Origin of the sequence: Verrucomicrobium spinosum DSM 4136 = JCM 18804 (assembly GCF_000172155.1) — a bacterium.
GTDB lineage: Bacteria > Verrucomicrobiota > Verrucomicrobiia > Verrucomicrobiales > Verrucomicrobiaceae > Verrucomicrobium > Verrucomicrobium spinosum.
Window position 1 is genome coordinate 7,356,040 of record NZ_ABIZ01000001.1, and the last position, 13,648, is coordinate 7,369,687.

Sequence of the window (13,648 nt, forward strand, 5' to 3'; positions counted from 1 at the left end):
ACCTCCCCCGCAGCTCCAGCGAATCCACTCCGGCGAGGATGCCGTGCCACCTTTTAAACACTTTCACAAAGTCTTCCAGGTCGGTGTGGCCACAACGATGCGCAACATCTTTATCGGAGAACAAGGCACAATCTTCCCATGCGCTCCTTCATCAGTTCATTGCTCACAGTGGTCGTTGCATTCAGAAGACCTGAGACGATAACTTCGAGAATCTGTGGAGCACAACGTTGCTGGAAGTTCTGCTTCAGAATCTCATCAAAGCAATCTTCCGCAGTCATCACGTCGATAAAGCAAATCACCACGACCGACCATGCGGCAAAGACCTTTCACGGGGTGGAAACCCTTGTCAGGGCGGAAGTGCGCAGAGCTTCATCTGTGATACCTTCTGCGTAGAGGCGAGCAATGCTCCGGTCGGTATCCGCCAAGATCCCCGCCATTGCTACGGCCGCTTCATCGCGAAAACTGCCTGCAGGCTCGCGCAACCACCATTGGTAGAGCGTTCCCGCATTCTGCTGCGCCCACACCCGTAACATCGCGTCCAACCCCTGAGTCCGCAGCTCTGCATCTGGAATACCTGCAACCCATGCTGCGGCCGCCACTGGGTCCCGCTGAGCCCACCGTTGGAGGATCGCTGGCACCACCGCCATCTGCAGGCCTGGCTGGTCGATCTGCTCCGCCACATAGGTGGCGGCCAGCACTGGGTCTCGGGAAGCGATCGCGGGGAGAAGTCGCTGTTCGGCCGCCATCCGCAGTCCGGCATCATTCAATTCCGATGTCCATTGCAGCATTTCCCCCGGATTGCCGGCTGCCCACTGCGTCATCACAAAAGCAGCAGTCTCGTTCCGCGTCACGCCCGTCTCCATGGCGAGCGCGAGCTTCAAAGCATACTGTGGATCCTCCGAGACGAGTTCCACGGCCAGTGTTGCCAAACCGGCCTCGCGCAAACTCCCCTGCAAGGACAGCACCCAGCGAACCGCGGCATCGGCATCCCATTCTACCCAGGCCGCCGAGAGCGAAGCGACCGCTGCGCTTCCCAGCTTGAGCGCCTCCTGACACGCCCTCTCCGGATCGTGCAAGACAAGAGCACGAAGGGCCTGGATATCTGCTGCCAACTCCAGCTCCTCGACATCGGGCGCGGTCTTGAAGCTGGGCAGTTTCCGAACGGAAACCGGGCGGGAGGAAAACGCTTCAGCCCCCGCACCGCGCCCCTCTGGGGGAGGAGATCCCCCCCCTGACCAACGGAACACGATGACTCCGCCCACTGCCAGCGCCCAGAGAGCCAGAGCCGTCAGTTGCGGGCGCTTCACGTTCATGGGACCACCGTGACATTGTCAAAGACTGCAGTAGTCGCCGCCGTAGCGTGCCGGCTTGTTGTCATCAGCCCGACGGTAATTTCTCCCGTCATCGAGATCGTCTGAGAAGAGGCGCCAGTCCAGGTTGTTCCGTCCGTGCTTTTGTAAGCGGTCAGTACATTGCCCACCCGGGCAATCCTGACCCACGTCGGTGCTGCTGAGGTCCCGAGAATCGTCGTGGAGACTCCTCCGCCGGTACTGGCCCGGTGTTTGGTGTTCATCACTCCTCCGATATTGCGGCCAAAGAAGTGATACTTCGAACCCGCGGCTGCGGTTTCCCGCACCATGATGCCCGCTAGTGGATTGCCATGGTTGCTCATGCTGACAAGCCGCGCCGTGATCTCACCATCGCCGCTCAGGGTCTGCAAAGCATACCGGAACCCATCGCTGGTGGAGTCAACCCCCATGCCCGAGCCTCTGAGGGTAAACACGCTTCCAATGGCCGTGGCGTAGCCCGGTGCCCCCACACTCCCAACGTTTCGCGTGCTCCAGCCAGCGGGCAACATGATGGACGGATCCGCCTCGGCAAAGGTCGCCCCCACCTTGATATTATCATGGTAAATCACTCGTTTCGAGCTGCCAGTCGGGTTTGTCCAGTTAGCCTTGTACATTCCCCATTTCCAATAACCATCTTTGTTCATGGACAGTGTGGGTCCGATCCATTGCAGTCGTTTGACATAGGTGCTCTCGCTCGCTTTTTTGCAATAGAGACGGATCTCGCCACTCCCCATGTAGGAGGGAAGATGTTCAAAAACGAAATCATACCATATCCCTCTCTGGAAGGTCATGATGTTGGTGCGCCGGCGCACACCATCATGATTTTGCGTCCAACATTTGAACCAGTTTTCATCGGTAAGCAGTTGGAACACGGCACCACCGTTTGCATGCTTCTGCTGCATGATCACTTCACTCGTGCTGTCGTACTCGTAGTTGCCCGGCTGCGGGTCAAGCAGGACAGAGAACCCGTAAAAGCGGCGCACTCCCCTTTGAACCATGGGGATGGTGCTTCCAGCACTGCTCCTCAACAAGCGCTGGTTGCATTCCGCACGGATGCCAACGTCCGTCGTCTCTCCATAGTTCAACTCCGATCTCAAGGACCACATTCCCCAACGCGCGTAGTTCTGGCTGGCCACAACGCTCTCAGGTCTGGGCTCAACCACACCGATATATATGTCATTGTCATTCTGTTGCCCGGTCTCGTATCCGGTGACTGATTCCGTCTCAGCCATCGCGCTGATGGACGCAAGTCCCCAGATTCCCAAGGTACCCCAGCCGGGCGCTCCCCGTCGCAGCATGTTGATCGCTGTGGCAAACGGCGTCAGGACCTTGCTTTGGAGTTTGGCAATGCAATTTCGGGTCAGATGCAGGATCCATGTGCCTTTCCCGCGGCAGGCACCGGAGGTGTGGTCTTGAAAAAGGCGCATCGGATCACTAACGCTCATGCATGCCATGAGATTCCTGAGTACAATCGCTTTTTTTCATAGGTCGCATCGGTTGTGGCTCGTGGACGATGGCACATGGATGCTGTCATGGGAGGTGCTGTAGCCATTCACTGCCCCTCTCGCAACGCATCAACCGCGGTACGAATACAGCGAGAGTCTCGGAGTATGACGTGCAGGTGGAAAAAGGTTTCAAAAAAAACGAGAAAAAATTGCCCTTTTTTTTCATGGAGTGTGGGCACGTTGGAAAAAGAACGGAAGGCCAATTTAGCACCGTTCGAAGATACGATCAGAGGAGTCCGCTGAATGTTTGCCCGTCCCCCAGGGCATGACGCTGCCGGCCGGTCCGCAATGCACGATCCCGACATATTTCATAAATTTTCGCACAATAAAACGGGATGCGACATATCAAGGGGCGTGATCTTCGAGAGCCTTCCATACTTCACAACTATTATAGACATCGCCTTCTCGTGCCCGATTGCTTCCATTTACGCGTATGAAAGTGAAAAATCTCCACCCGGCCATCAGAAGGGATGGAGGAGTGGCAATTGCATCTCCCGCCACTCAACACTCTGCTCAAGAGAAAATTCATTATTGCGATAGTCCAGGCGTCTCCTGAGTGACCTGCCGGCCAATCCATTTCTTCATCATTGAAAACATTTATGCCGACTATGACACCAAACAAACAGGAGACCTCTTCATTAGCGACCGCTCCCGGGGATAGCTCCCTTAGCGGGCAATGGAGAGAGTGGCCTCGGAGGTCCCGACAATGGTCAGCCAAAGCGATCTTGCTCACGGCATGCGTGGGCAGCATGGCTCTAGGCAGTGAGCCGCTGAACATTAGCGGGGTGTATCCGGGACTTGCGATGTTCAACAATGAGGGGGAGTGCGGCACGGGCGCTGTGGTGCCTTGGGCAGGGAGACTTTGGGCGATTACCTACGGTCCGCACATGCCTTACGGCTCTTCAGACAAGCTGTATGAAATCACGCCTGACCTGCAACAAATCGTGCGGACAGAGAGCATCGGCGGTACTCCGGCGAATCGCATGATCCACCGGGAGTCCAACCAACTCATCGTTGGGCCATACTTTATCGATGCGGAACGCAACGTCAGGGTAGTGCCATGGCAGCAAATGCCCGGCCGATTGACTGGCACGGCACGCCATTTGACGGCTCCTGGGGACAAAATCTACTTTGCCACGATGGAGGCCGGACTCTACGAGGTGGATGTCCACACTCTTGAGGTGGGCGAGATCATGACGGACCGGAATAAGAAAGTGCCAGGGCTTGAGCAGAGCAAGGCAGATCGCCCTGCCCCCATCACGACGAAGCTTCCAGGCTGGCACGGGAAAGGCCTGTACAGCGGCCAGGGGAAACTTGTGTTCTCCAACAACGGGGACCACGGAAGACAACCGCAGAGTGATCCAGACGCAGTAAGTGGGGCGCTCGGAGAGTGGAATGGGACAGGTGACTACAAACTTGTCAGCCGCAATCAGTTCACTGAAGTGACAGGGCCTGGCGGGATATACGGCAATGAACACCCCCATTCGGATCCCATTTGGGCGACTGGATGGGACAAGCGCTCCCTTATCCTCATGTGCCTGGATCAGGGTAAGTGGCACACTTATCGCCTTCCAAAAGCTTCGCACACCTATGACGGTGGCCATGGCTGGTACACCGAATGGCCTCGCATACGGGAAATCGGCGAGGAAGATCTTCTCATGTCCATGCACGGCACCCTGTGGCGCTTCCCCAAGGCCTTCTCGCCACGTAATTCTGCGGGCATCGTACCCCGGTCAACTTTGCTCAACATCGTAGGGGATTTTTGCCGCTGGAATGACCGTATTGTCTTTGGCTGTGACGTCACTGACGTCAACGTGGTCAAGGAGTGGGGTGGAGCAAGCAACAAAATCCTCCGGCCGGGTCAGTCTCAAACCAATTTATGGTTTGTCGATCCTCAAAAGCTCGATGATATGGGCGTCCCCCTCGGCGAGGGGGCGGTGTGGTTGGATGACAGCATAAAGGCCCATACGCCCAGTGACCCAATCCTCTTCAGCGGCTACGCGCAGCGGGGCCTTTGGATCCACCATGAAGCGGCTTCACCTGTCACGTTTACACTTGAGGTGGACGCAAAAGGCGATGGCCAATGGACGCGGCTTCGTGAGATCGAACTGCCTGCAAAGGCGGCAAAGCAGCTCGTCTTCGAGCCTTCAGAGTCAGGCGTGTGGTTGCGGGTGAGCGCGAATATCGATTGCTCAAGCGTGACAGCGCTCATGAACTATCGCAACGCAGACAACCGGAGTGATGTCCCATCGTCTGCCTTTGACGGCATCGCAACGCCCAAGGATGCTGATGTGTCTGGAGGTCTTCTTTACGCCCGCGGCGGTAACAAACGCACGATGAGTTTCGTAACGGCGGATGCCCTCTATGAACTCAATGGCGACCTGAAGCTGACGCGCGTGGAGGATCCAGCTTCTGCTGCTGCACTGCGCAAAGGTCTGGCCGTCGCACCGGGTGCGCTCACATTTGATGCAGCTTCAGTGATCTACATGAGCTCGACAAACCAGCGCTGGCGGCTGCCCAGAGGCGGTGCAGCGTTCGACACAGCCAGCGTGTTGGGCGATGAGCGGACCAACCGCATGGTCGTGACGGAACGCAGCTTGTTCAACTGTGCAGGCACCTTCTACGAACTGCCCGCTGCAAGCGCTGGCGGATTTGGGAAAATTCGGCCCATCGCAACCCACAACCGGCGCATCAAAGACTTTGCCACCTACCGCGGTCTGCTGGTGCTCAGCGGCATAAACGCCCAAGCGAAGGGTAAGCACATCATCCGGAGTGAAGATGGCAAGGTGGCTCTCTGGGCGGGCGCGATCGATGACCTATGGCAGTTTGGCAAACCTCGGGGCGAGGGGGGTCCCTGGAAGGACGCCCCAGTACAAGCCGGCGTGGCAAGCGACCCCTATCTCATGTGGGGCTACGAGGAGCGCGAGTTGAAGCTACACCACAAGGAATCAAAACCCATCACGATACGCATTGAAGTTGACCCCCTGGGCACGGGAAAATGGGTGACGCACGATTCCGTAACGGTACCCCCAGGGGAGGCAGGCTTGGTGATGCGCTTTGACCCGCTCATGCAGGCCCACTGGCTGCGCGTGGTTGCTGCTGAGAATTGTACTGCAACCGCATGGCTGAGTTACCGTTGAATATTGCTGCCGGGTAATCTGCCCGGAGAACCGCCCATTCACCGGCTGCCGGGAAGTCCGGCAGCCGCCCTCAAAATCATCTAGAACCGGCACCTGCTGCTCACTCCAGACCCGGATACCCCCAATGAGTTGCATTGCGCCCCTCCTACTACCGTAGATCGTGAAATTCTTCCTTCCATTGTTGCCCCTGCTCGCAGGTGGATTGCTGCATGCAGATGTCCAATCAGATGCGGGCGGTGCAATACCAACGACTGCTGCTAACGCTGATCGCCCACTGGCGTCAGCAGTGGGGCGATGATTAAAGGGATGTCAAACTGGAAGCTCCCCAGCTGGAAGCTGCACGGTGCTTTTTGGAAACTCTCCGTGCGGGCTCTGGCAGGGCATGCTGTGTGCCGGGCTTGATCTTTAGCGTGACGTGAAACGCAAAATGTAAGCACTGCCGCCCGGTGTCACCGGAGACCCCCTCATCAAGTCCACCCTCTCCGAAGGACAGCTCTCACCGTCGCAGATGTTGCTCAATGTTGCGCGCCAAAGTTGTACGAAGACGAAAAAGGCGGGAACGGAGGACGGTGACAGGGAGACCATTCGCAGCGGCATATTTCTGAAGTGAGCTGCCGTTGAAGTATCTGGCCTGGAGGAGCAGTTGGTCTTCCTTCCCCAACTGTTGGATACAAAAAGCCAGGGCCGAAAGATCATCATCAATGTTGGGCACCGGTTCCTGCTTCCAACATTCGTCGATGTGATCTGTCATTTCCTCGTCCAACACGGTGGTGCGAGATCTCGCCAGCCGGCGCTGTTGATTTTTCACCAGAAAACGGGCGATCTGAAAAGCCCAGGCCTTGAAGTTAGTCCCTGGACTGAACTCTGCCCGCTTTTGCCAGATCTTGAGAAGGGTTTCCTGAGCCACGTCATCAGCACCATCATATCCAGGCATAAGCGACCTCACATAGGTCCGGATACGGGAAGCGTGCCGGGCAATTTCATCATTGATGTGCTGCTCATTGGCCAGATGTGGCGGAAGGCCCTCATTGAAGGGACGGGGAGAAATCGAGTGCGAGGGGGCTTCACGAACGTTCAGCGGATTGCCGAAAGTGCTGACTGCCGGCTGGGAGGTAGAGGGACGCGGTGGAGATGGGTGCACGAGGAGCATGACGAAAGAACGCCCCTCCGTCACAAGGATTTATTGCCCGACTGCCAAAAATTGTTCCAATTCGGCCATCCAGCCTCTTGTTTTGCGACCAGTTTGGTGCCGACGGATCTCAGCGTTGGCCGTAGAAGCAGGAATCCTCATCGCCTAATCACCAAGGCCCCCCCTCGAAGTGGCGTTTATGCCAGTCGGGACTTTGGGTCGGCGTTGAGATCGCAGGTCCGTCAAATTCGCGCGACGGCACAGTCCCATCTTGGGGGCCCACGAATTTGTTCACAGTCCTGCTATGGTTGCTGAGTACCGGGGTCTTGTGGCGGCCAGTGAGGCCCAATGTTTACCTTCTCCCCAGGATAGTCTGACTGCTTGTTTTCCGCCTCAAGCTCAATGAGCATCAACACTCTTGCCACCGCCTCCTTTACATAGGAACCAACCTTCCATCCGGGGGCGAGGTTATCTGTAGGTGTGTTTAATGCCACACTGTCTGGCAAACCCCTGCGTCGTGCCATGTAGAGCGCCCGCTCATTGTGCAGCCCATGGGACACGATGGTCATGTCCCTTTGACCAAAGACTTTGCGAGCCCGCACGACACTGTCCAGCGTGCGCCCCCCACCGAAGTCACAGTAAACCCTGTCGGCGGGAACTCCGCCCGCCACCAGCGCCGCCTTCATCGCCAGTGGTTCATTGCAGCCATCGCGATCAGGATCTCCGCTGACAAGAAGGAACTGCACCTTCCCGGCTTCCAACAAGGCCTGTGCGGATTTCACTCTCTCCACAAAAAAGGCGTTGTCCTCTGTGCCCACCTTCTCAGGACATCCCAGAACCAGTCCAACATACTTGACGGGCACGTCATTCACCGAGTCATAAACCTGCTTCTCAGCCAGCGCCCAGACCAAGGCATAACATGCAACCAAACCTGGTATCAGGAACATGGCAAGCTTGAGGAGTCTTACCAGCCACCTTCGAGTGAACTCATCCGCCCAACGCCACTCTCGACGCACAACTTCACGGAGTGAGACTGCACTATTGCAGACATCCTCAGGAATCTGATCCTCGTTTTGCAGTGCGTGTTGAAACATTCGGTTTAAGTGGTTAAAACGTTACCTCGAAGAGCTGGAGAGGGATGCCGTCGCACCCCCACTGCCGCCAAGGTCGGCGATTCTGGCAGTGATGGAAAACTGCTCATTGGTGCATTCAACTTGGTTCATCTTGATCTGAATGCCCCCCCCTGGCGAACCTGTATGGATAAAAACTACCTGGACGCACAAGATTGCGAGGCCCGTGATGAAACTCGCTCCTGATGGTCATCATTTTGAAACAGTCGAAAAACTTCATAGCGCACCCAGCCTGACAAACAGGCTCCGCTCTTCCTGCCTGGACCAGATATTCTGTGACATGACGGGACCCTTTCGTAGGACGAATTGCGCCCCGCCCTGGCAAGACCGCGTCATTTTCAGCACAAAAGCCCGTCATTCCGCACACTCCTAGAACGCCCCGAATCACATCTGTGCGGCATCTGGCAATCGGGCCGCCCTGCCCGTCCCTAGGGAGACAGCATCCCCCCCTAACTCACTCAAGGCAGGGCTTTGACAACAATGCCGTACATGGCGGGCTTGTTCTTTGATCCAGCGTATTGGGGTTCACCGAGTTCCACTGTGCCAGCCCGGTCAATCCGTCGCTTCCACACACCGTAGATCACGTAGAAGGACACCAAGTCCTCATTTTCCTCGCTGCCCTTCCACCACGGTCCCGACTGCACCGTTAGACCGGTATTGGTGAACTGGGACTTCAACCATTCAGGCGCAGGGGCACTGACATCCGCCAACACGTACAAATTACAAGGTCGGTTAATCAACATCTTGAGACGCAGTTCCGGTTTGGTCCGGTAGCTGGGGATGGTGCAGATTTGATCAGCACCTTCCAATTCCTTGGGAAAGATATTGCCGGGGGATGCCCCCCAGACGCGATTGGACCTGGTGGTATAAGCCCTGGCACCAATACCCATACCCCCTTGCACAATGCCGTAAAAGCGGTTCCCCCCTCCAATGCCTCGGTTGTCCCAAACGTCCGACACCAGGTCAATGTCTGAACCATCGCGCAAAGTGCGGGCATTGCTGTTCAGGCGCACCATTCCGAGCCGCTGCGGCTTCTTGAGAGTATCGATGCGGATGCCCTCACCCTCATTCAAAGTGACCTGGGGCCCGCTGTCTTTGTGATCCCCAGACGATTCATAGACCTCCACCTTCCCATCGAGCACTGCCACTTGCGTCCCATTTGCCCCCCCTGCCGAGACGGCAAAACGGGTGCCCAGGTCCACGACCCGCGCCTCGGGGGTGTCTATGACAAAACCCTTCAGCCCGTCACCGATGTCTGCAGTGACGGAACCACGGAGCACACGCAAGTGCATGGGCGTGAACAGATCCAGCTCGGCGGGCCCCGTGACTTCCACGACGGCACCCGCCGTGGTGCGAAAGCTCATCGAACCTTCCGTCAAGACCAGCGATTGGTCGAAACGCGATTCCCCGGGTCTGAAATTGACGTTGTCAGAGGCAATGACATGTATCTCCACCCCTTCCTTATCGGGTCCCACAAGCCACCATGCCATGAGCCCCACCATCACCAGGGCCAGAGCCCCGGCCAGAACCAGCCTCCACCGCGCATGGCGCAGAACCTTGTCAGTGGCATGGGGCACCACTGATGCGCACTGTGAACGCCCATGCTGCCATGTGAGCAGGGCATGCACCCGCATTTGCTCAACATAGAGGTGCCGCAACAAGTCGTGCTGACGCAGCGCTTCGAGCAGTTCAGCGCGCTCGGCATCGCTAGCATGGCCCTCTATCTGTGCATGACACAGACTCCTGAAGCGGTCCTCTGCAATCATGATGCGGCCTCGCTTCCCAGAGTGGAGGCCATACAGTCCGCAAGCCCTTTGCGGAGGCGGTAAAACAAAGCAGCTGCCGCATTCTCAGACAGCTGCAGCCGGGCTGCGATATCCTGAACGGCTTCCCCAGCACCGTAGCGGGCAGCGACGAGCTCTCGTTGCTTGGGTGGCAGTCTATCCACACATTTCTCCAGTGCGACCAGCTCCTGCTCAGAGGTGACTTCCGCCGAGTCAAAGCACCCCGCAATCTGCTCGACCAGTTCATCATCAAAGATCAGGTGTGATCGCGCCTGCCTCGTCCGCCACGCCATCACTTCGTTCTTGGCAAAGGCAAAAGCCCACCGCAAAAACGGCTGCTCAGGGTCATACTCCGCCGCCTTCCGGCAGAGTTTGAGATTCGTCTCCTGCAAGACGTCATGCGCCGAATCCAGCCTCCCCATGAGCGAGGCGATAAAGCCATAAAGCGCCCCCTGGCTGGCAATCAGCCTGGTGCCAAACTCCATGGGCAGAGTGTCTGGACTCGTTGGCAGAAGTGGTTTCACAAATGGTAGGTCCACGTAAATTTGCCAATATGACGGAAATTTCCAAAAAAAAGACAGCGACAGCCTGTCACAAAAAAACAGATGCCTGCGATCCGCTGGAGGCAACGAATCGCAGGCATTGAGGCCGGGGTGAGATCTCGCAGGAAGCTCGCATCCCCTGTCAGGGTTTCCTCAGAAATAGCGGTTACCGAATTTCAGGGAGTCCGGCAGTTCATCTGTCTTTTCCTGGAACACCTCCCCTTTGGCTGTCTTGGTTTCCCAGAGCAGAGTGCTGCCCGGCTTGGCGGCGGGACGGCGGTTCCCTCCCAGCAAGATCTCCTGGGCGGCCTGGCCTGTGACCAGAGCGCATGTTCCGCCGATGTCGTTGGCAGACAAATAGGACGGTTTGGTGGGATCCAGCTCCACGGAGACGAGGTAATCACCCACCTTAATTCTGGTGCGGCCATCCGCACCAGCCGTGGCGACCGGCTCTGGCACTTTCATCTCCAGGCTTTTACCCGGGGCCACACTCAACACAGTCAAGAAACGAGTAGCAGGCAGCGCCTCCTGCGTGGTCATCTTGCCATGCCAGTTAGGTGGATTTTGGCCCTTTCGCTTGTTCTCATCGTCCCTGGCCTCACCCATGAATTTGTCTGTGAGGGAGCCCTTCATCGAAGCCATACAGTAGAGTTTGGCCGTTCCCAGCCCATGACCGTTGGCCGTCGCAAAGCTGGAGTCGCTTAGCATTTTCATCTCCTGGCGGGCTCCGAGCTGAAAGGTCCATGTAATGGGCTTCTTAGCCTCCAGCTCATCATAGATCAGCACATGATGAGGACGCAGCATTACCATGTGCCGACGGAAGCGGGTGACTCCTGGATCACCAAATCCGTTCTCACGGGTGCCTATGCGGTAATTTCGGCGCAATTCGACCTTGTTCCCGGTCTTGTTCGGGTCATAAGGGATGCTGAAGAGGTGATGCTTCGCATTGTAGGCGTCTGAGGCATCCCCCACCGTATAGCTGATCCGTTCACCATCTGCGAAACGGGCGATCCAAGCATAGGCACTTTGATGAAAGCCCTGCACCAGACCGTCCGCCATGATGGTGTTATGTGCACGGGAGCATTTGTAGCTAAGTATATTGTGCTCGGGTCCGCCATTGTAGTACCCAGTGCGCCAGAACAAAGGCTCGCCTCCATAGGCAAGAGTGAACGCATTTTGTGCCGGATGCGTGTGCCCCTCTGATCCATAAGGACCGGCACGGAAGTTTAGCATCATATTGTTGGATGCATTCTCAAGATCCGTGTGCATGCAGACCAGGCCCACATCTTTGAAGGCGGCCGATTTTTCGACAGGCAGCTTCACTTTTGACAGATCCGGGGCGGGGAACTTTTTCCACACGGAAAACATGTCCCAGGCTTTGGCACCTTTGCCCAAGTCAGCCGCAAAGTGCAACGGACTCCTTCTACCGACCGTCTTGTTGCGCCAGAGATTGAAATCGTTCTCCGGACACATGCGAGACATGATCTCGGTCAAGTAGGGCACACTTGTCCCCCCATCGTCACCTGCATCTTCAAATGAAATCCCAGGATTTCCCGGCGGGCTGGAATAGGTCATGAAACGACCGAGGTTCCGGAACCAGGGCTTTTCATTGTAGAAATTGAATCCGGTCAGTTTATAAAGCACCCAGGGCACATGGACCATCTGTTCCTCATGCACTCCAAAGTAGCCATTGCCTTCACTGCTCCCACCATCGGTGCGACTAAAGGCGGGGCAACGGTATAAGAACAATTCATAGGCATACTTCACCCAATCATCCATTTCCGGCTTGTGCCGGCACAGGATGATTGAGCCCATCAACAATCCCGGAAAGCGCCCTTGCCACGCATGGTTGTCGTACAACGCATGCTCCAGGTACTCGTGCAGCTCAGGGCTGACCCCTTCATCTGCACACATGGGCATGTACACCGCCTGAAGATACTTCTCCTGCAGGTTCTTCGGCAGGTCGTCATAGAAGGCGTCCACCAGCAAAAACTGATGCTCCCCCGCTGCAGGCTTTCCCGGTGCCGGTCCTTGAGGCTCTGTCGGCTTGGGCTTTGAATTTCGTCTGGCGCTATGCAAACGCTCCAGTTCGATCTCACGCTTGATCGCCAGGTCCTTGTATTTGGTATCGCCCGTCATCAAGTAGCCCCGCAGCAACCGGACGTTCATCCGTGCCTCCACAAGGGGATCGTCGATTTTCCCGTCCGCTCCTTTTCCCATGCTCTTTTCGAGATCTTCCTTGATCTGCGCAGCCAAAGCAGGTGCTTCTGAGGTGGGCAGCATGTTGCCTACCTCATCAAGTGAGCAAGTCACCAAGGGGCCTGTTTTCCGGGCCTTGACGGCTGCCAGCAAAACCTCCGGTGTTGGAGGAATTTTCCCGGAAAATTCGTCACCGCGAATGCGGAACGAATAAGTGGTGCCGATCCACCTGGGCTTGTCCGGCGCCTCAGCGTCCGCCACGCCGTACGTCCAGTACCAGGTTCCTGGTGCCAACTTACGGTAGGGATTGAAGAACGACCACCGCTTGGGGCCGCTTTCCATCACGCTCTTCTGCAACTGAGGATCCTGGGAAAGTTTGAAGTAGAATCGACGGTTCCACTTCTGGCTGGAGATGCGAGCCCTCTTCTCAGACTTGGCCTGTTCGTTTCCCGTCAGGATTGGCACCACGACATGCAGCCAGGGTGGATTGTTGTCCACCTCCCCCTGCGGTGCTGGCTTGTCCAGCCATCCGGGTGTGATGAAATCACGATCAACCCGCAATTCGGACGGGGTGACACGGGTCACCCCTGCGGGCAACTTCTCCACCCCGTGAACGGGTGAAGCCACCTGTGCAAATGTGGTCGATGACAAGAGCAATAGAGCCATGGTGCTCCCTATTTTGGCAAGAAGCTTGGGTATCATTTAGGAAATGGAGAATGAGACTGCTGAGGGGTATCCACGCCGAACCGAAAATATGACGAAGATTTTTCACCCTCCTTCTTTCACCCCACGTCCTGGTTGATTCTCCGCGAGCACGAGGCAATCTAAAAGTAAATGCTTTGCCTGCGCAATATGCCTGCAACGCAAAGC

General features: G+C 56.6%; 8 protein-coding genes. 1 reads left to right on the forward strand and 7 read right to left on the reverse strand.

Annotation, left to right across the window (positions count from 1 at the left end):
- Positions 1 to 326 precede the first annotated feature (326 nt).
- Together VSP_RS29925 and VSP_RS29930 are read right to left on the reverse strand one after the other, a co-directional pair.
- Positions 327 to 1,313, reverse strand: a complete 987-nt coding sequence (locus tag VSP_RS29925) for a hypothetical protein (protein WP_009965372.1) — start codon at positions 1,311 to 1,313, stop codon at positions 327 to 329.
- Positions 1,310 to 2,794: a heparin lyase I family protein gene (locus tag VSP_RS29930; RefSeq protein ID WP_198141258.1), complete on the reverse strand. Its 1,485-nt coding sequence runs from the start codon at positions 2,792 to 2,794 to the stop codon at positions 1,310 to 1,312. The genes VSP_RS29925 and VSP_RS29930 overlap by 4 nt, the downstream gene beginning before the upstream one ends.
- Before the next feature lie 809 nt (positions 2,795 to 3,603).
- Between VSP_RS29930 and VSP_RS29940 the strand changes: the two genes are divergently transcribed.
- The gene (locus tag VSP_RS29940; RefSeq protein WP_044133713.1) at positions 3,604 to 5,994 is read left to right on the forward strand and encodes a hypothetical protein; all 2,391 of its coding nucleotides are present in this window, start codon (positions 3,604 to 3,606) and stop codon (positions 5,992 to 5,994) included.
- Positions 5,995 to 6,490: 496 nt separating this feature from the next.
- Here the strand turns inward: VSP_RS29940 and VSP_RS38045 are convergent, their stop codons facing one another.
- The 5 genes from VSP_RS38045 to VSP_RS29970 form a co-directional block, all read right to left on the reverse strand.
- Complete coding sequence (locus tag VSP_RS38045; RefSeq protein ID WP_009965377.1) at positions 6,491 to 7,144, reverse strand: sigma-70 family RNA polymerase sigma factor; 654 nt, start codon at positions 7,142 to 7,144, stop codon at positions 6,491 to 6,493.
- Between the two features lie 281 nt (positions 7,145 to 7,425).
- Complete coding sequence (locus VSP_RS38050) at positions 7,426 to 8,070, reverse strand: SanA/YdcF family protein (RefSeq protein WP_044135142.1); 645 nt, start codon at positions 8,068 to 8,070, stop codon at positions 7,426 to 7,428.
- A 641-nt stretch (positions 8,071 to 8,711) separates the two neighbouring features.
- Positions 8,712 to 10,019 (reverse strand): FecR domain-containing protein, encoded by a 1,308-nt coding sequence (locus tag VSP_RS29960; protein WP_009965379.1) that lies wholly within the window; start codon positions 10,017 to 10,019, stop codon positions 8,712 to 8,714.
- A complete protein-coding gene (locus VSP_RS38055) occupies positions 10,016 to 10,522 on the reverse strand; it encodes a sigma-70 family RNA polymerase sigma factor (protein WP_009965380.1) in 507 nt (168 codons plus the stop codon). The genes VSP_RS29960 and VSP_RS38055 overlap by 4 nt, the downstream gene beginning before the upstream one ends.
- A gap of 210 nt (positions 10,523 to 10,732) precedes the next feature.
- On the reverse strand, positions 10,733 to 13,444 hold the full coding sequence (locus VSP_RS29970; protein ID WP_198141260.1) for a DUF4962 domain-containing protein: 2,712 nt from the start codon (positions 13,442 to 13,444) through the stop codon (positions 10,733 to 10,735).
- Between the last annotated feature and the right edge of the window lie 204 nt (positions 13,445 to 13,648).

Excerpts from the sequence above, each read along its gene's own strand:
- VSP_RS29930 (WP_198141258.1), bottom strand. The coding sequence starts at position 2,794 with ATGAGCGTTAGTGATCCGATGCGCCTTTTTCAAGACCACACCTCCGGT.
- VSP_RS29970 (WP_198141260.1), bottom strand. The coding sequence starts at position 13,444 with ATGGCTCTATTGCTCTTGTCATCGACCACATTTGCACAGGTGGCTTCA.
- VSP_RS29940 (WP_044133713.1), top strand. The coding sequence starts at position 3,604 with ATGGCTCTAGGCAGTGAGCCGCTGAACATTAGCGGGGTGTATCCGGGA.
- VSP_RS29925 (WP_009965372.1), bottom strand. The coding sequence starts at position 1,313 with ATGAACGTGAAGCGCCCGCAACTGACGGCTCTGGCTCTCTGGGCGCTG.
- VSP_RS29960 (WP_009965379.1), bottom strand. The coding sequence starts at position 10,019 with ATGATTGCAGAGGACCGCTTCAGGAGTCTGTGTCATGCACAGATAGAG.
- VSP_RS38055 (WP_009965380.1), bottom strand. The coding sequence starts at position 10,522 with ATGGAGTTTGGCACCAGGCTGATTGCCAGCCAGGGGGCGCTTTATGGC.
- VSP_RS38050 (WP_044135142.1), bottom strand. The coding sequence starts at position 8,070 with ATGTTCCTGATACCAGGTTTGGTTGCATGTTATGCCTTGGTCTGGGCG.
- VSP_RS38045 (WP_009965377.1), bottom strand. The coding sequence starts at position 7,144 with ATGCTCCTCGTGCACCCATCTCCACCGCGTCCCTCTACCTCCCAGCCG.